This is a genomic window from Hydrogenoanaerobacterium saccharovorans (assembly GCF_016901815.1).
Lineage (GTDB): Bacteria > Bacillota > Clostridia > Oscillospirales > Ruminococcaceae > Avimicrobium > Avimicrobium caecorum.
The window spans coordinates 83,998-101,977 of record NZ_JACSNR010000006.1 but is presented as its reverse complement, the minus strand read 5'-3'; the positions used below and the strand labels follow the sequence as shown (position 1 = coordinate 101,977).

Genomic DNA, 17,980 nt, shown 5'->3' with positions numbered 1-17,980 from the left:
ACCACCTCTTTCCCTTACAGGATACCGCCGTTTTGTGTCGGAGTTGTGTTCAGTTTCATTATAGCGCCCTGGCTAAGAGCGCACAAGGAGGGCCCGCGGGAGGAAATTTGCGGAAAATGAGAGGCAGAAAAATTCCCCGGTGCCTTTTCACAGACACCGGGGAAAAATCAGCTTGTTTTGATGGCCTCCAGGGCGGAGATCTGTACAGCCTTGTTGGCGGGGTAGTAGCCGGAGCCAAGGCCGATTCCCACCGAGAACAGCACCGCAGCCAGCAGCAGCCAGGGCGGGACAACACAGACCCGGGAGAGGGTTTCGCTGCCGACGACGGCGGCGATGAGCCGGGAGGGTTCAAACGGGCCGGGGAAGGAGGCGAGGTTGATGCCGATGGCGATGAGCATGCTCACCACGCATCCCACCAGGCCGCCCAGAAGTCCGATGGCGCCGGCCTCGGAGAGGAAGAGCAGCCGGATGTCCCGGACATAGCAGCCCAGGGATTTCATGATGCCGATCTCCCGGGTGCGCTCTGAAATGGACATGATCATGGTATTGGTGATGCCCAGCGCCGCCACAAAGAGGGAGATGGCTCCCAGACCGCCCAGCATCATCTGCTTCTGACGGGCTTCCTTTTCCATGGGTTCCCGGATGCTCTCCATCGAGGAGGTGGAGTAGCCCATGGAGCGGATCTCCTTTTCCACCGCTGCCACATGGGTGATGTCAGTGACCTTCACCAGCACAGTTTTGTAGCTGGGGTCGGCTTTGGCAGAGCCCTGCAGATCCTGAAGCAGTTTCTTCAGGTCGTCGATGTTCATCAGCAGTCCGTCCGAGGTTTCACTGCCCTTGACATAGTCCTCTTTCAGGACGCCGGTGGTTTTCAGGGGAGTGCGCACCTTTTTCCCGTTCATCTCGATTTCCAGGGAGATGGGGGTGGAGGCTGCGTCAAAGTAGGGGTCCGGTACCGAAACCGGATTGCCGTCCTCGCCGAACCCGCCGCCCCAGCGGTCCACGGTATTGCTGCCCTCGGGACGGAAGGTATCGGCAAAATTGTAGGCCAGGTACTGCCCGGTGAGCACATCGCCGCTCTGTCTGGCATTCTGCCCCGAGATCAGCTTGTAGCCCATCCGGTCCAGTTCCCGGGTATCGATGCCGGCAACGGTGGACCACTCTGCCACATACCGGTCATTGGCGCCGGCATAGAGCCTGATGGTGCATTCATACTCCTCCAGATTGAGCTTGGGCGTTACCGCGGCCACATGCTCCATGTGCCGGATCTGTCCCAGGGCGGAGTCGTTGAGCTTGATCTTGCCCTTGCCGTTCTGTTTGGGAGTGACAGTGATGATGGTCAGGTCGCCCATCTCTGCCAGCATCCGGTTCTGGGATTCCGCCATGCCGATGCCGATGGACACCATGATGACAATGGAACAGCAGCCGATGAGCACACCCAGCAGGGTCAGCAGGGTCCGGGACCGCCGCCGTTTGAGGTTCTGGATGCACATCTTGAGGATATCTTTCCGGTTCATTGTGCATCATCCTCCGGGTTATTGCTGCCGGATTCTGTTTCCGACGGCTCCTGCAGATCGTCCCAGTCGTCCCAGTTCTCGTCCGAAGCATGGGACAGTTCAGTCCGGGCTGCATTCTTCCGGCGGCGCATCCAGATCACTCCTCCGCCGATGAGCACCACAGCCGCTCCGTCTGCCAGCCAGAACCAGAGCCCGAATCCGCTCTGGGGTTCCTCGTCCGGCAGATCATCCAGTTCCAGGTCAGCATCAAATGCCTCCTGGACTTCCAGTGTCACCGGGAAGGTGAGAGTGCGCAGCGTCTGGTTGGCGTCCTCATAGCTCACCTTCAGGGTCAGTTCGGTGCGTCCTGCCTCTCTGGGGGTGAAGATAAAGCCGATGTTGCCGCTCTTGCCGGAATCGAAGTTCCCCAGGTACTGGGAGGCGCTGGGGGTGTCCACTTCGCCCTCAATGGAGGTTTCCACATTGCTCACTTCCTCCTTGCCCTTGTTCACATAGGGCAGGGACAGGGTGACCTCCTCACCGGCCCGGATCATATCCGGGAGCACCGGCGCATTGACCTGGAAGCGGTCGGGCTGCATCACCGGCACCGAGAGCCGGACTTCCGATGTGGCAGAGGAACGCTTGGAGCCGTCCACATACTCATATTTGCAGCTGACCGAAATGGACTGGGCACCGCTTTTGGCAGTGGTCAGCGCCTGCATCCGGATGGACTGACGCTGTTTCCCGGCTGCGGGGATCTTTTCATAATAGAAGGTGTTGGTGCCGCCGTCCACTGTAAAGCTGTCCCCGCCGTCCACAGTGACGATCATGTTTTCCACCGGGCGCTTGCCGGTGTTGAGCAGAGTGAAGTCCAGCGGGAAGCGTCCGCCGGCGGCAACGGTGCTCTCGCCGAACTGGAAGTCGCTCACCACCACATTCGGCACCGAGCCATCCTCGGCGGCCTCTGCGGCATTGACCGGGATATTGACCCGCTCGGTGGAACTGCCCTGGGCCATTTCGTCTCCGGCATCGTAGTTGTATTTGAGATCCACACTGATGCTCTGGGTCGAGCCGGTCAGTTCCTTGCCCGCTTTGAGCTTGAGCGGGAGTTTTTCAGTCTTGCCGGGGGCGATCTGCTTGATCACAAAGGTGGAGGTGTTGTTCTGCAGGATCAGCGAATCGGAGGTGGATACCGAGGCCACAACGCTCTCCATGGTGGTGTTGCCCGCGTTTTCAAGGGAGAGCACCACCGGGAATTCCTGATCGGGGGAGATGGGTTCCACGGCACTGCGGGTGACGATCACCAGCGGCTGGGGGTGCTTTTCATTGCTCTTGACCGCTGCCGGAATGGTGACGCGGTCGCTGGCAGACCCCTGGAGAGGGCCGCTGGCGCCGTCATAGGTGAATTTGAGCTCCACTCCCAGGCTCTGGACCGCGGCGGAGATGGAGTCGGTGGCCTGCAGCTTGATGGTGACTGTGCACGAGGACTCCCCGGGAATATCGCTGAGCTGGAAGGAGGAGGAACCGCCCTCCACCATGAGCGACTCGGACGGGCTGATCACTGCCACCGGAGAGCGCAGGGTGGACTTGCTCAGGTTGCGGAAGGTGAGGGTGACCTCGGTTTTCCGTCCGGGGCGGATGGGTGTGCGGACCTCGCTGCGGCTCACCAGTACAGTGGGCACCGGTGCGGAATCGGGCTCCTTTTCGGAGGGGTCCGGCTCGGCGGCGGAGGGGGCAGCCGGGCTGGCGGGAGAGGCCTCCGGTTCAGCGGCATAGGCAGTCATCGGATAGGCAGCTGCCGCAATGGACAGCGCCAGGAACAGGGAGAGAAAACGCTTCATAGACATGGTCAGTTACCTCGCAGTCTGTGGATTTGGGGAAGTCTGGGAATGGGGTGTGCGCTCATCGCTGACGATCTCACCGTCGATGAGCTTGACCACCCGGTCCGCATAGGCAGCCATTTCCGGGTCATGGGTCACCAGAATGATGGTCTGGCGGAATTTCCGGGCAAAGCCGCAGATCATCTCCATGATCTCGGCGGTGGTGGCGGAGTCCAGGTTGCCGGTGGGTTCATCGGCAAAGACGATGTCGGGACGGGTGATGAAGGCCCGGGCGATGCCGGCCCGCTGCTGCTGTCCGCCGGACATCTGGGAGGGGAAGTGATCCAGCCGGTGGGCGAGTCCCACACGACACAGCATTTTCCGGGCGATGGCCTCCCGCTGTTCCTGGGGCATTCCCCGGAACATGAGGGGCAGGGCAACATTCTCGGTGGCAGTGAGGTTGGGAAGCAGGTTATAGGCCTGGAACACGAACCCGATGTGCCGCTGCCGGAAGGCGGCAAGCTCCTCCTCAGGCAGGCGGGAGATGGGTACACCGCCGATATAGACACAGCCCCGGGTGGGCTTTTCCATGCCGGCAAGCTGGTTGAGCAGGGTGCTCTTTCCGGAGCCGGAGGTGCCGAAAATACAGCAGATTTCACCCCGGTAGATATTGAGGTTGATCCGTTTGAGGGCTACGACTGTTTCGTCCTCCAGGGGGTACTCCTTACGGATATTTTTCACTTCGATGATGGGTTGTTCTCTGGGATACTGCGGCATGGCAGAGCCTCCTTTCACCATCACTGTACCAGACCAGTCTTAAAAGCGTATTCAGGCAGTCTTAAGATTTCGTAAGGTAAGGGGGATTCAGGACATAAAAAAGGGCGGCTGTCGGGGGGACAGCCGCCGGGGAAATATGGATTTATCGGGGGATCAGGATCTCAAAGACAGTGCCGCCAGCCCCGGTTTCCGGAGAGAGCCGGAGGGTCCAGCCATGGGCTTCGATGATCTTCCGGGAGATTGCCAGGCCAAGGCCGCTGCCTCCCTTGGAGCGGGACTGATCGCCCACTGTAAACGGGGTGAACAGATCTTTACGCAGGGCTTCGGGAATGCCGTTGCCATTGTCCGCCAGGCGCAGCAGGACAGCGGAGCCGGTCTGGATCAGCGAAACCCGGATGCGGGTGCCCAGCCGGTTGTGCCGCAGGGAGTTGCCGAGGATATTGTCCAGGGCTCTGCGCATCTGGAAGGGGTCCAGACGGCAGGGAAGGCGCAGGGTTTCGGGAATATCCACCTCCAGGGAGAACCCGGCCAGATCGATTTCATTGAACTTGTCTGCGAGGTATTCCCGCAGGAATTCACACAGGTCGGTTTCCACCGGTTCCAGACGGAAGTCGGGGTGTTCGGTCTTGCTGTACTCATAGAAGCTGTTGATAAGCTCGGTGAGGGCATCGGCCTTTTTCCCGATGATCTCCAGGTACTGGGGCAGATCCTCCTCCGATACCTTTCCGTCCCGGACAGCGCTGATATAGCCGGAAATCACAGTGATGGGCGTTTTCAGGTCGTGGGAGAGGTCGGTGAGCATCTTGATGCGCTGTTCTTCCAGACGCCGGGTCTCAGCCTGACTTTCGGCGAGCTGCCGGGCCATGGCATCAAAGCTGCGCCCCAGCTCCTGGATCTCCTCCGGGCCTCCGCAGGCGGCGGCAGACACCGGTTCCCCGGCTCCCAGACGGCGGATGGCATCTCCCAGCCGGGTGAGCGGACGGCGGAAATGCCGGTTGAGCAGCACGATGAAGAGCAGCGTCACCCCGCAGTACAGCGGAATGGTGAGCAGCCAGAGACGCCCTGCCTTGTCAAAGGCGGCCTGGAAGTCGGCGTCGGAATAGCTGGACAGCAGAATCAGTACCGTCACCGGGGCGCCGGAGGAGTCCTGGGCGGATTTCCGGTAGAGCGTATACTGGCTGGACCAGCGGTTGGTGAGCAGTTCCAGTTCCCGCTGGGTGTAGTCGGTTTTGCCGGGGATCAGGCTGGTGCCGTCCAGCACACGCAGATCCTCGTCCAGGATCATCACCTCGGTCTGAGTCAGGTCGTCCTCCAGCATCAGATCCCGGATCACGATCCAGCACTGCTGACCGTCCTGGGCCTCAAACGGCACAGCGGATACAGTATCCCCAGCGTCAAAATCCGCAACGCACAGCAGTTCGTCCGGGGTCTGGATGGCGGGAATCCGGCTGGTGGAAACATACAGGAGTTGTCCCTGGGCATCCAGCACGGCAAAGCCTCCGGAGGGTCCCAGATACCGCCGGGTGTCTATATCGGCGTATTCGCCGTTCCGGAACTCCCGGGACTGGAACAGGGCATCCGGGTCGGGAATATGCAGCAGGTCCACATAGAGGCGGTCCCAGAGATGGTAGAATCCAAAGAAGAGCGCAAGCAGCACCAGCGTGAATGCCAGATAGTAGCGGGCAAACAGCAGGGAGATGCGCCGGGTGGGTCGGTTATTTTTCAAAGCGGTACCCCAATCCTCTCACAGTGACCAGACGGGCAGGCTTGCGGGGGTTGTCCTCGATCTTTTCCCGCAGCTTGGAGATATGCACCATCATGGTGTTGTCGTCGTTTTCGTAATATTCGCCGTTGATGGCTTCGCTGAGCTGAACCCGGGTGAAGATCCGCCCCGGAGAGCGCATCAGCACCGAGAGCAGCTTATATTCAGTGGGGGTGAGCAGCACCGGTTCTCCGTCCTTGGTGACGGTGCAGGTCTCGGGGTTCAGGGTCAGCCCGCCGGCGGAGTAGACTGCCGTCCGGGAACGGTCGCTGCGGCGCAGATGTGCCTTGACCCGTGCCACGATCTCCAGCGCGTTGAACGGCTTGGCGATATAGTCATCCGCCCCCAGGTTGAGCCCCAGGATCTTGTCATTGTCCTGGTTCCGGGCGGACAGGATCAGGACGGGAATATCGCTCTGCTGCCGGATGGCCCGTACCACGGCAAAACCGTCCAGCTTGGGCATCATGATGTCCAGGATCACCAGATCCGGCGAACCATTCCGCACCGCAGCCACTGCGGATTCGCCGTCGGCAGCCTCCAGCACCTCATAGTTTTCGCTTTCCAGATAGAGCCGGAGAATATTGCGGATATCCGCTTCATCTTCGGCAATGAGAATGGTTTGTTTCATAGCGGCTCCTCCATCCGGCATGGGCCTGGGCCAGATGCGCTCCGGGCCATTGCCTTTCTCCAGAATTCTCGCTCACACAGTTCCGGGGCTTTCCCGGTCAAGCCCATTATATACGATAACCCGCATCCGGCGCAATGCGGTTTCGGGTGATTGGCTCTGAAAATGCCGTTTTTATGGCGGGACAGAAATTTCCAGAAGATACAGTTTTTATATTTCCGGGATACATTTTGTTGTATAATGGAGGAAGTGTGGAGGGCATTTCCGGACGCCCGTCCAGACAATGGAAAGGAGGGCGTGATCCAGTGGCAATCATCGGAATCGACCTGGGGACAACCAATTCCCTGGTGAGTGTTTATCGGAACGGGCACGCAGAACTGCTCCCCAATGAGTGGGGCGAATTCATGACCCCCAGCTGTGTCGGGGTGCTGGAAGATGGAACTGTGACAGTCGGCGCAGTGGCAAAGGAACGGCTCATCACCCATCCGGAGGAAACAGCGGCCTCATTCAAAACCTGGATGGGAACGCAGAAGGAATATATCCTGGGCGGCAGACGGTTCCTGCCTCAGGAACTGTCGGCCCTGGTGCTGCGGAAGCTGGCCCAGAGCGCCCGGGAAGCCCTGGGGGAGGAGATCGAAGAGGCGATCATCAGTGTGCCGGCCTATTTCAACGACAATCAGCGCTGTGCCACACGGCTGGCAGCGCAGCTGGCGGGACTGCCGGTCAAGCGGCTTATCAATGAGCCATCGGCAGCGGCACTGTATTACAGCCAGAGCCGGGCGCAGAGCGAGTGCCGCCTGCTTGTCATCGACTTCGGCGGCGGTACGCTGGATGTCAGCGTGGTGGACTGCTTCGAGAATATGGTGGAGATCGTTGCCATCGCCGGCAACAACCATCTGGGCGGCAACGACATCGACCAGGCCATTGCCGGGTATTTCTGCAGCCAGACCGGGCTGGTCTGGAGCGCTCTGGACCCCCAGCAGCAGCGGCAGCTTCTGGCTCTGGCGGAACGGGGCAAGATCGCCCTTTCCAGTGCCGGGGACCGCAGCTGCATGCTGGCCTGTGAGATCGGCCCGGAGCTTTACAGTGTGCCGCTGGACTCCCATATCCTGTCTGAGATCTGCCAGCCGGTATTCCAGAAGGTGCGGGAGGTGATCGTCCGGGCAGTCCGGGACAGCGAGATCCCCATCTCCGCCATACAGGATGTGGTGCTGGTGGGCGGATCGTCCCAGCTGGGCGTTTTTGTGGACTATCTTGAGGAGCTGTTCTCCAGGCGTCCCACCCTGGCGGAGCATCCGGAACATACCGTGGCGCTGGGCGTGGGAATGTATGCCGGCATCAAGCAGCGGGACGAGGATCTGCGGGAGATCGTCATGACCGATGTGTGTCCTTTTTCCCTGGGAGTGGCCTCCTATAACGACCTGCAGGACCTCAATCCCCACATGGCAACCCTGATCCAGCGCAGCAGCATCCTGCCTGCCCGCCGCACCGAGCGGTTCTATACCCTGTCCCCGAACCAGCGGCGCATCCGTCTGGAGATCTATCAGGGGGAGAATTACTATGCTTCGGAGAATCTCCGGCTGGGCGAGCTGACTGTTTCGGTGCCGCCGGATGAGCCGGGCAAGCAGTTTGCGTCGGTCACCTTCGCCTATGACATCAACGGCATCCTGGAGGTGACAGCCCAGAGCAGCGGTGGCGACATCCGCCGGACCGTGATCCTCAATCCGCAGCTCAACTGGTCGGAGGAGGAGATCCGGCAGGCTCTGGAACGGCTCAATGCCCTGCCCGATCCGGCCCGGAGCGAAGAGGAGGATCTCTGGCTCCTCTCCCGGGCGGAACGGCTGTTTGCCGAACTGTCGGACAGCCGCCGGGCAGAGGCAGCGGCGATCATTCAGTGCCTGCAGGAGGCAATGCAGTCGGGCAGTCCGACCCGGCTGGCCCGGGAACGGGAGCGGCAGCGGAAGCATCTGGAAGAGCTGGAACGCTGGGCTCAGCGGGATATATGGGACGATTTTGATGGACAGTAAGGAGGAATACCTGTGAATATATGGGAGATTTTGGGGATCGAACCGACCCGGGATCAGGGCGCTGTCCGCCGGGCGTATGCGGCAGCGGCGGCGCGGTACAATCCCGAGGAGCATCCAGAGGAATTTCTGGCGGTGCGTCAGGCGTACGAACAGGCGCTGGCTTTTGCCCGGAGCGCGGAGGAACCGGCGGAAGTGCCGGAACTGCCGGAGCTCACCATGTCAGCGCAGCCGTTGCCTGCCATGGAACCCGGGAGCCGGACAGCAGCTACCGGCGGCTTTACGCTGGAACTGGAGCCGGAAGGCAGCAGACAGCCGGATTTTCCGGAGCTGGAGCGGTTCCGGGAACTGTATGCATCCAAACAGCGCCGGGACCGCAAACAGTGGGATCTCTGGTTTACCTCGCCGGAGTTTCTGGCGGTCTATCGTGACCCGGCGTTTACCGCTGCCCTGCACCAAGCTGTGGAGGAGCTGAAGGAGGAATTTCCGCTCTGCAAGGAGTTCCAGACAGCACTGGCAGTGGCATACCGGTACCGGGCGATTGTCTATCAGGACCACACCGAATTTGAGCTGGAAGAGGGCGCCGGCTTTGAAGGGCTGCAGGAGATTCTGCAGATTGCGGTCCAGGGGCCGCTGGTGCGGAAGCTCCAGGGCAATGATGTCACACTGTCGGTGGCCTATGCGGACTACGAGGAGCTGATGGATCTTGCCCGGAACAGCGTATGGAACAGCCAGACATTGGATCAGCTGCACTGGATTCTCAACCGGTACCTTATGGCACACCTGCGGGAGAAGTCCACGGGCAATATCAAGACCGAGCGGTGTGTGATTTCCCTGCGCATTCTGGAATTCTACTTTGACAGCCAGCCGCTTCCGGAGGAGGTCTATGAAGTGCTCTGGCGGGTGCTGAGCCTCGATTCAGTGAAGATGGGCCGTGCAAAGATCTTCTATGGGCGGCTGCGTGAGATCGTGGAGCAGAAGGCGCCGGCAGTCTGTGAGGAACAGGAGCGCTTTGTGGAACTGCGTACCGCCTATCACGATCTGGGATCGGATATTCCGTGGGTGGGCGGCGATGATTCGCCCCGGGGCCGGGAATTGGTGGAGCAGTTTCTGGCCCGGGAGGACTTCCAGCGGGCGATCCGCAGCCGTTCCTTTGTGCGGGAGGAGATGCTTCCCCACTGGTGCAGCTGGTACATCCATCCGTATCTGATCCGCCGGATCTCCGAGATCTTTGAGGCGGACCCGACCCTGCCCTATGCCCGGGAGGTCGTACAGAGCGTCCGGGAGGCAGAAAGGCAGCACGAGCTGGATCTCCAGCGCAGGGAGGAGCAGGAGCGCCTGGCGCAGCGGGCTCTGGAGGAGATCCGTCCGGAGAACTGCGCCCTGTCCGATCCGCTGTTCCTGCGCTATTTCCTCCAGACTGCCTTTTACTGGGCTGAGGGACAGGGGCAGCAGAACCTGTACGGACTGCTGGAGCAGGATTTCCCCTCCAATGAGGGCTGGAACCGCCGTCTGGCACAGGAGAACTTTACCCGTACCATTCCGCTGACCCAGACCATCACCGATGAACAGGGCCAGACCACCGAGCAGACCCTGGAAATACAGATCCAGTTCCACCAGTATTATGTGGAATACCGCCTGAACGGCGAGGAACTCTGCAATCCGCTGCTTCCGTTCTGGGGAATTTCCGGGATTGAGGACGATGAAATCTTTTTCCTGCTTCTGCCTGTACTTTCCGCGTATCAGGACGAATATCAGGATGTGACAGCTTATCTGCGGGAGCGTCTGGGACATCTGCAGCTCCCGGAGGAACTGCCCGGCAGGATCGCAGAGGCTCTGGCGGGGGAAGTGGCCTGCCTTGCGCCCACAGAAAACGGGACAGCGATCCTTCGTCCGGCACGGTTCTACCGGGAATCGGAAACCGATTGCTGCTGCTGTGCCTGGTATGGCAATGGGCGTCTGCTGGTGTCCCGGCGCAAGGGGCAGGAGCTGGTGCTGCTGCAGGAATTCTGCCGCTGGGATGTGACTTCGCTGGATCAGGCAGCCAGAATCGCTCAGGATACCTTTGATGAGGTGTTCCAGCCGGCCCGTGACCTGGAAGGGATCGGGCTGTGCCGTCACCTCTATGTGGAGTACTCCGGCCTGCCCAGCGAGGAATATGAAGGGGAGGCCATCACTCCGGAACTGCTGGAACAGCTGCTTGAAAAGTTTGAGATCAAGACAGTCACCCGGCTGGAAGTCAACCACGAACTGGTGCTGCTTTGGAGCAAACGGAGTTTCTTCAACCGGGAGGTACCCGGTGTCTGTGCCCTGCTCCGCTTTGACGATGCGTCCTCTTCCTGGGGGGCTCTGCTGTCCGACTGGAACAGCTATCTGTATGCGGAGGCCGATACGGTGCCCCAGATCCCGTTCCGGCTGGGCTTCCTGCCGGACTATGCGGCGCACCAGACCCCCAAAAAGCCCATTGACGCGCTGGTGGCGCTTCTCCATGGTGTGAAGGACGGCAACGGCAGATGGAGCGACAAGGTCTACCTGTACAATCAGGAGAGCAGCTATTACTTTGCCAAACGGGCACTGGGCGGATTCTCCATCGAGCGGTCGGGCGGACCGCTGCTGCGCAGAAAGTATGTGATCCCCAAGATCCCGACCCGTTTTGCCTGGCGCCAGCCCGGCGGCCCGCTGACTGTGCAGGAGATGGACGCCGCAGCCAGATTTGCGCTCGTCGACCAGATGGCGCGCTTTGAGCTGGGTGCTCTGGACTATCTGTCCATGACCTGGGAGTTCCCGGAGGAGGGCACGGTGCATCTGGTGCTGCTGCATGAGCAGGACGATTCCGGGCGCCGGGACCAGCTGGTGCTGATCCGGGACAATGCCCAGAGCATTGAATACCTTGTGGGGAACAAGGAGGAGTATATGGAGCGGGAGGGCAAAGTACCCAAGGCTCCCTTCGGAGGGCGCATGATCCCACGCTATCTGCTCCACTATGATTTTGTACTGATCCGGGACTTCCTGGATCTCTTCTTCCTCAGCCTGCCCCGGATCGATTCCCTGGTGCGGAATAACTACGCCGCCTTTGCCTACGGGCCCAAGCACCTCACCCAGCTGGGATTTGAGGAGCACCGGCGTAGACTCCTGGAGCCATAACCGGCAGGCACCGGTGCTTCCTGGCAGAGTCGGGTGCCGGCCTGTGCGAAAGGGCGGCACGCTGAATACCAGGGCGTGGGGAAGGCTTCTGACAGGATAAGAATTGGTGTATAGAAAAGGAGAACACAGGTGAAACTGAGGGGAAAATGGACACGGAAGCACAGCTGTCATACGGCGGGCATCATGGTTGCGGCATTCATGGTGATTGCGGCAGCGGGATTCTGGATGGTGCGGTCCCTGCTGCTGGAAAACGCCCAGCGGCTGGGCAATGAGCTGGCAAACCAGTACGCGGAGCTGGAACTGCAGGATGTCCGGTCGGCGGAACTGCTGCTGACAGCGGGCGTCTGGACCATGGAGGATCTGGAAGCCTCGGGAGCGGATGCGGACCGGGTGGAGGAATGGGCTCAGAACTACTTCCAGGAGACTGTGGACCGGTTCCCGAACCAGTTGGTACCCTATGCGGTCATTGACGGGAAGGTCATCACCTCCGATGGGGAATCGGACCGGACACTGGAGGAGATGCCCTGGCGGGATCAGGTGGAGCGGTCCGAGGGGGAGACCCGGCTTTCAAGCATGCGGACCGATTCGGAATACGGACAGATTGCCATTGTGGTATCCCGGAAGTGTGCGGGGTCATCGGATGCGCTGGTGTTTGAGCTCTATCTCGGAACACTGCATGGCGATGAAACCGAGTCGGCGCTTCCTGAGGGCAGTTCCTACTATCTGTGCAATCCCCAGGGGGATCTGATCTATGCCCGGACCCAGCTGGACGCCACGCCGGAGGAACTGCAGCAGTATGTCACCACCATTCTGGGGCAGATCAAGGCGGGCAATCTGGATGACGCCCAGGAATATGTCTACGACCTTACACATGAAAAGCGGGCTGTGTATTTCTACACCCATGAGAGCGGCGGTGTATCCATCATCACTGTTTCCTATTCATCACTGCTCCGGAATCTGGACCGGGTCTTCTTCCTGATCATGTCGGTGAGCAGTGTGGCGCTGCTGTTCCTGATCTTTCTGGGGGTCTGGGAGCGGCACCTCCAGAAGAAGCTCTCCCGGGTCAATGAAACGGTGGCGGCGCTGGGAAACCTCTACTATGCCATCTACCGCATCAACTGGAAGCAGGGCACCTATGAGTTCATCAAGGAGTCGGAGGAATTTGCCCGGCAGGTTCCGGCGGAGGGACAGTATGAGCAGTTCCTGGAGGTTGCCCGTCAGCTGATCGAACCCGAGGCCTATCCCCAGTTTGAAACCAGCTTTTCCCTGGAAAATATGCGCCGTCTGGTGGAGGATAATATATCCGACTTCGGCGGAGATTTCCGCCGCCGGTTCGGGGATGAGTACCGCTGGGTGAATGTGCGTCTGCTGTTTGATCCGTCACTCCGGCAGAATGAGGCGATCCTCTGCTTCCGGCTGGTGGATCAGGAGAAGTCCAGCCAGCTGCAGCATCTGCGGATGCTCGAGGAGGCTCTGGACGATGTCCGGGAAAGCGAGGCTTCCCAGGAGAAGTTCTTCTCACAGATGAGCCATGATATGCGCACACCGCTGAGTGTCATCATGGCGTCGGTGGAGCTGGCCCGCCAGCAGGAGGGGGACTGGGCCAGAACCGATGGCTATCTCCGGAAGATCCAGGTTTCGGCGGATCAGCTGATGAAGCTCATCAACAGCATTCTGGAGATGTCCCGGATGGAAAAGACCGAGCTGATTCTCTCCAACGACCCCTGCGACCTGCGTGAGATGGTCAGCGAATGCCTGTCCCCCTTCCAGGCCCAGGCGGATCTTCAGCACAAGACGCTGGATGTCACCTTTGATCTGCGGCATCCGCGGGTCTATGTGGATACGTTCCGGCTCCAGCAGATTCTCAACAATCTGGTGTCCAATGCCATGAAGTTCACCCGGGAAGGGGACAGTGTCCGGGTGGAGGTCACCCAGTCCGGCTGGCAGGAAGAGGAGATCTGCCGGATTGTGGTACAGGATACCGGTGTGGGAATCTCGCCGGAATTCCTGCCCCAGCTGTTCACCCCCTATGCCCGGGAGAACCGGTTCGGCACCCAGACAGTGATCGGGACCGGGCTGGGCATGGCGATTGTCAAGACCATCGTGACCCGCATGAAGGGACAGATTCAGGTGGAGAGCACCCCGGATGTGGGGACGACCTTCACGCTGACAATCCCCATGGAGTCGGTGCCGGAGCAGCCGGTCCAGACTGAGGCGGAACCGGAAAAGCGCAGCCCGGCTGAGGTGCTGGGCGGCAAGCGTGTCCTTCTCGCCGAGGACTATGAGATGAACCTGGAGATCGGCACCGAGCTGCTCAAGCTCTGCGGGGCTGAGGTGACCCAGGCCCGGGACGGGCAGGAGGCAGTCGGGCTGTTCCAAGAGTCGGAGCCGGGCTGGTTTGATGTGATCCTGATGGATATGAATATGCCGGTGATGGATGGCTGTGCCGCGGCAGCGACCATCCGTGCCATGGATCGGGAAGACGCAGCCACAGTCCCGATCATAGCGGTCACAGCCAACGCTTTCTCGGAGGATATGGTTGCCACAGCTCGGGCGGGAATGAATGCTCACATCACCAAGCCCATCGATCTGCAGGAACTGGCAGACAGGTTGGAACAGCTGAAGCGATAAGAAAAAACCGGAAACGGATCAGAGTCCGTTTCCGGTTTTTTGTATAGCGGGGATTACATCATGGCGAGGATGGCGTCAGCTTCCAGTTCTGCGGTATGGTAGAGTTCCGGGGCGATGATGGAGCCCACTTCGCTCTTGAGCATCCGCAGGGAGCGTTCCATGCGGTCATCGCCGTACTGGTAGTATCTGAGATAGAGCAGCAGCCGCAGGGCGGTGCGGGTGAGCTGGGCGCTGACAGGGATCAGCGAGCCGTCCTTTTCCAGAGGATAGCCGGATCGCCGAAGTCCTGAACGAAACCCCGGATATGGCCAATCCGGCCCAGCCGGAGAAAACTGTGGCGGATGGCAGCATTGACTTTAACCATGTGAACTTTTCCTACAAGCATGGCAGCGGGGAGGAGACCTTGCAGGACATCGACCTGCATATCCGTTCCGGCGAGACCATCGGCATCATCGGCGGGACCGGCAGCGGCAGATCCAGCCTGGTGAGCCTGATCAGCCGTCTGTATGATGTGGACAGCGGCAGTGTCTGTGTGGGCGGAAAGAATGTCCGCTCCTATGATATGGAGGCGCTGCGGGATCAGGTCGCGGTGGTGCTGCAGAAGAATGTCCTGTTCTCCGGCACCATTCTGGAGAACCTGCGCTGGGGCCGGGAGGACGCCACTGAGGAAGAATGTGCCGAAGCATGCCGGCTGGCCTGTGCGGACGAATTCATTGAGCGTTTCCCGGACGGGTACAACACCTGGATTGAACAGGGCGGCAATAATGTTTCCGGCGGACAGAAGCAGCGGCTCTGCATTGCCCGGGCGCTGCTGAAGAATCCGAAGGTGCTGATTCTGGACGATTCCACCAGTGCGGTGGATACAGCCACAGATGCCCGGATCCGGGAGGCCTTTGCTAAGAAGATCCCGGGTACGACCAAGCTGATTGTAGCGCAGCGGATTTCCAGTGTTCAGGAGGCGGACCGCATCCTGGTGCTGGACAATGGGCGGGTCAATGGCTTTGATACCCATGAGAACCTGCTGCGGACCAACCCGATCTACCGGGAGATCTATGAGGCGCAGACCCAGAACGGCGGCGACTTTGACCAGCCTGTTCCGGATGGAAAGGAAGGTGATCTGGCATGATGGCACAGACAAACAGTAAAATGAGTACAAAGCAGCAACTCCAGGCCATGAAGCGGGTACTGGGGTATATGCTCCGGAATTATAAGTTTTCATTCCTGATCGTGGTAATCTGCATTCTGGGGTCGGTACTGGCGACCCTGCGGGGAACCCTGTTCATGCAGAGCCTGATCGATGATTATATCGTGCCCCTTACCCAGGCACAGACCCCGGATTATACAGCCCTGGCGGGAGCACTGCTCTCGGTGGGGGGCACCTATGGGCTTGGCATCCTCTGTGCTTACAGCTATAACCGGATCATGGTGAATGTCAGCCAGGTCACCATGCGCAATCTCCGGATCGAGCTGTTCCGGCACATGGAATCGCTGCCCATCCGTTATTTTGATACCCATGCCCATGGCGACATCATGTCGGTCTATACCAACGATGTGGACACCCTGCGCCAGCTGATGAGCCAAAGCATTCCGCAGGTCATCAACTCCAGCGTGACTATCCTCACCTCCTTTGTGAGCATGCTGGTGCTGGATGTCCCGCTGACCCTCATCACACTGGCGGCAATCGGAGTCATGCTCTTTGTCACCTCCCGGATTGCCGCAAAGTCCTCCATGTATTTTGCGCGGCAGCAGAAGGATCTGGGCATTGTGAACGGCTATATCGAGGAGATGATGGACGGACAGAAGGTCGTCAAGGTATTCTGCCATGAGGAGAAGAGCCTGGAACAGTTCCGGATTCTCAACAAGCAGCTGCGGGAGAGTGCTGACAAGGCCAACACCTTTTCCAATATCAGCATGCCCATCAACGCAAACCTTGGAAATGTCAGCTATGTGCTGTGCGCGGTGACAGGCGCCATCTTTGCGCTGAACGGCTATCTGGGGCTGACCCTGAGCACACTGGTGTCTTTCCTGACCCTCAATAAGAACTCCACCCAGCCGGTGAGCCAGATCAGCCAGCAGCTCAACAGCATTGTGATGGCAATGGCAGGCGCCCAGAGAATCTTCGACCTGATGGACGAGGAGCCGGAGGAGGACGATGGATATGTCACCCTGGTGAATGTCCGGGAGGAACCTGACGGCACTCTGACTGAAACTCAGGAACGCACCAACCTCTGGGCCTGGAAGCATCCGCATAGGGCAGACGGGACCGTCACCTATCAGAAGCTGGAAGGGGACATCACCTTTGACGATGTGGATTTCGGCTATGAGGAGGGCAAGATTGTCCTGCACAACATCAAACTGTATGCCACCCCGGGCCAGAAGATTGCCTTTGTAGGCTCCACCGGTGCCGTCAAGACCACCATCACCAACCTCATCAACCGCTTTTACGACATTGCGGACGGCAAGATCCGCTATGACGGCATCAATATCAACAAGATCAGAAAGGCTGATCTGCGCCGGTCGCTGGGGATTGTCCTGCAGGACACCCACCTGTTCACCGGGACTGTGATGGAGAATATCCGCTATGGACGGCTGGATGCCACCGATGAGGAGTGCATCGCCGCGGCAGAGCTTGCCAATGCCGATGGGTTTATCCGCCGCCTGCCGGACGGCTACCAGACCGTGCTGACCGGAGATGGCGCCAACCTCTCCCAGGGACAGCGGCAGCTGCTGGCCATTGCCCGTGCCGCAGTGGCGGACCCGCCGGTGCTGATCCTGGATGAGGCGACATCCTCCATTGATACCCGTACCGAGAAGCTGGTCCAGGAGGGCATGGACGCCCTGATGAACGGTCGCACCACCTTTGTGATTGCGCACCGGCTGTCCACTGTGCGGAATTCCGACTGCATCATGGTACTGGAGCAGGGACGCATCGTCGAGCGGGGCACACACGATCAGCTCATCGCGGAGAAGGGCCGGTATTATCAGCTCTATACCGGCAACGCCATCGGGGCATAATCAAACCAGTTCGGAACAACTGTGCAGCCATGTCTGTGCAGTTGTTTTCTTTTAGCACAGTGCAGCTCGGAATTTTTGCAAGAAATCCGGCTACAACAAGCGGCAGTGCGCTATAATAAATAAAATATATATTGATTTGAGTATGGTTTGGATGCTGATAGCGGGGATCTGATGACGGCAGTGCATATCGATGACGAAGGATGGCATATATCTGCTCACTGCGGACATTGATACAGAGGGCGTGGAATGGACTCCGATTGGGGATACCAGGCGGGTACAGGCACAGAATTTCCGCAGAGTGCAGCAAAATGAAAGGTCGGAGATCAGATTCTGCATTTTGTTTAACACTTCTAATGAGTAAATCGAAGAATTGTCAGCGTTTCACAAAAATATTCCGGTGGGGTTGACAATGTAAAACCCACGGAATATAATGCAAAAAAAGCGATGATAAGGAACCAGTAGCAAGAAGTCAGAATGCTCAGAGAGCCTCGGTTGGTGTGATGAGGTGCAGGATGCGCTTGTGAATTCCTCCTTTAGCTGACCGATGAAAGGGCAGTCTGCCTGTGTAGTCGGCTCCGGGTCCGCCCGTTATCGCGCAGGGTATTCTGCAAAAAAGGCACGATACCCGTCGAGGTCGGATTCCGTGAGGAGCCGATAAATAGAGGTGGTAACACGGGAATTTCTCC

Annotated in this window: 9 protein-coding genes, 1 pseudogene and 1 other annotated feature (1 of these 11 cut by a window edge); of the genes and pseudogenes, 5 read left to right on the top strand and 5 right to left on the bottom strand. The window is 59.3% G+C overall.

The features are described 5' to 3' along the window. Positions 1-167 precede the first annotated feature (167 nt). From H9X81_RS07110 to H9X81_RS07090, 5 genes are all read right to left on the bottom strand, one after another. Complete coding sequence (locus H9X81_RS07110; RefSeq protein WP_204720887.1) at positions 168-1,517, bottom strand: ABC transporter permease; 1,350 nt, start codon at positions 1,515-1,517, stop codon at positions 168-170. After that, on the bottom strand, positions 1,514-3,343 hold the full coding sequence (locus tag H9X81_RS07105) for a COG1361 S-layer family protein (RefSeq protein WP_204720885.1): 1,830 nt from the start codon (positions 3,341-3,343) through the stop codon (positions 1,514-1,516). The genes H9X81_RS07110 and H9X81_RS07105 overlap by 4 nt, the downstream gene beginning before the upstream one ends. A gap of 6 nt (positions 3,344-3,349) precedes the next feature. Continuing rightward, positions 3,350-4,093, bottom strand: a complete 744-nt coding sequence (locus H9X81_RS07100; protein WP_191391893.1) for an ABC transporter ATP-binding protein — start codon at positions 4,091-4,093, stop codon at positions 3,350-3,352. Between the two features lie 142 nt (positions 4,094-4,235). Next, complete coding sequence (locus H9X81_RS07095; RefSeq protein WP_204720883.1) at positions 4,236-5,819, bottom strand: sensor histidine kinase; 1,584 nt, start codon at positions 5,817-5,819, stop codon at positions 4,236-4,238. Then, the gene (locus tag H9X81_RS07090; RefSeq protein WP_177502702.1) at positions 5,809-6,483 is read right to left on the bottom strand and encodes a response regulator transcription factor; all 675 of its coding nucleotides are present in this window, start codon (positions 6,481-6,483) and stop codon (positions 5,809-5,811) included. Before H9X81_RS07090 ends, H9X81_RS07095 begins: the two co-directional genes overlap by 11 nt. A 302-nt stretch (positions 6,484-6,785) precedes the next feature. Between H9X81_RS07090 and H9X81_RS07085 the strand changes: the two genes are divergently transcribed. The 5 genes and pseudogenes from H9X81_RS07085 (at position 6,786) to H9X81_RS07065 (ending at position 17,294) form a co-directional block, all read left to right on the top strand. Continuing rightward, complete coding sequence (locus H9X81_RS07085) at positions 6,786-8,507, top strand: Hsp70 family protein (RefSeq protein WP_204720881.1); 1,722 nt, start codon at positions 6,786-6,788, stop codon at positions 8,505-8,507. A gap of 12 nt (positions 8,508-8,519) precedes the next feature. Next, positions 8,520-11,648 carry a hypothetical protein gene (locus H9X81_RS07080; RefSeq protein ID WP_204720879.1) on the top strand — a complete coding sequence of 1,043 codons (3,129 nt, stop codon included), beginning with the start codon at positions 8,520-8,522 and terminating at the stop codon, positions 11,646-11,648. Between the two features lie 183 nt (positions 11,649-11,831). Continuing rightward, positions 11,832-14,279, top strand: coding sequence for a hybrid sensor histidine kinase/response regulator (locus tag H9X81_RS07075; RefSeq protein ID WP_204720877.1), 2,448 nt, complete (start codon positions 11,832-11,834; stop codon positions 14,277-14,279). A 271-nt stretch (positions 14,280-14,550) separates the two neighbouring features. Then, a pseudogene (locus H9X81_RS07070) lies at positions 14,551-15,405 on the top strand (ABC transporter ATP-binding protein); the annotation flags it as partial. Positions 15,406-15,425: 20 nt separating this feature from the next. Then, positions 15,426-17,294: an ABC transporter ATP-binding protein gene (locus H9X81_RS07065; RefSeq protein ID WP_243424067.1), complete on the top strand. Its 1,869-nt coding sequence runs from the start codon at positions 15,426-15,428 to the stop codon at positions 17,292-17,294. Positions 17,295-17,729: 435 nt separating this feature from the next. Next, positions 17,730-17,980 (top strand) — a binding site (T-box leader); it runs 10 nt beyond the window's last position.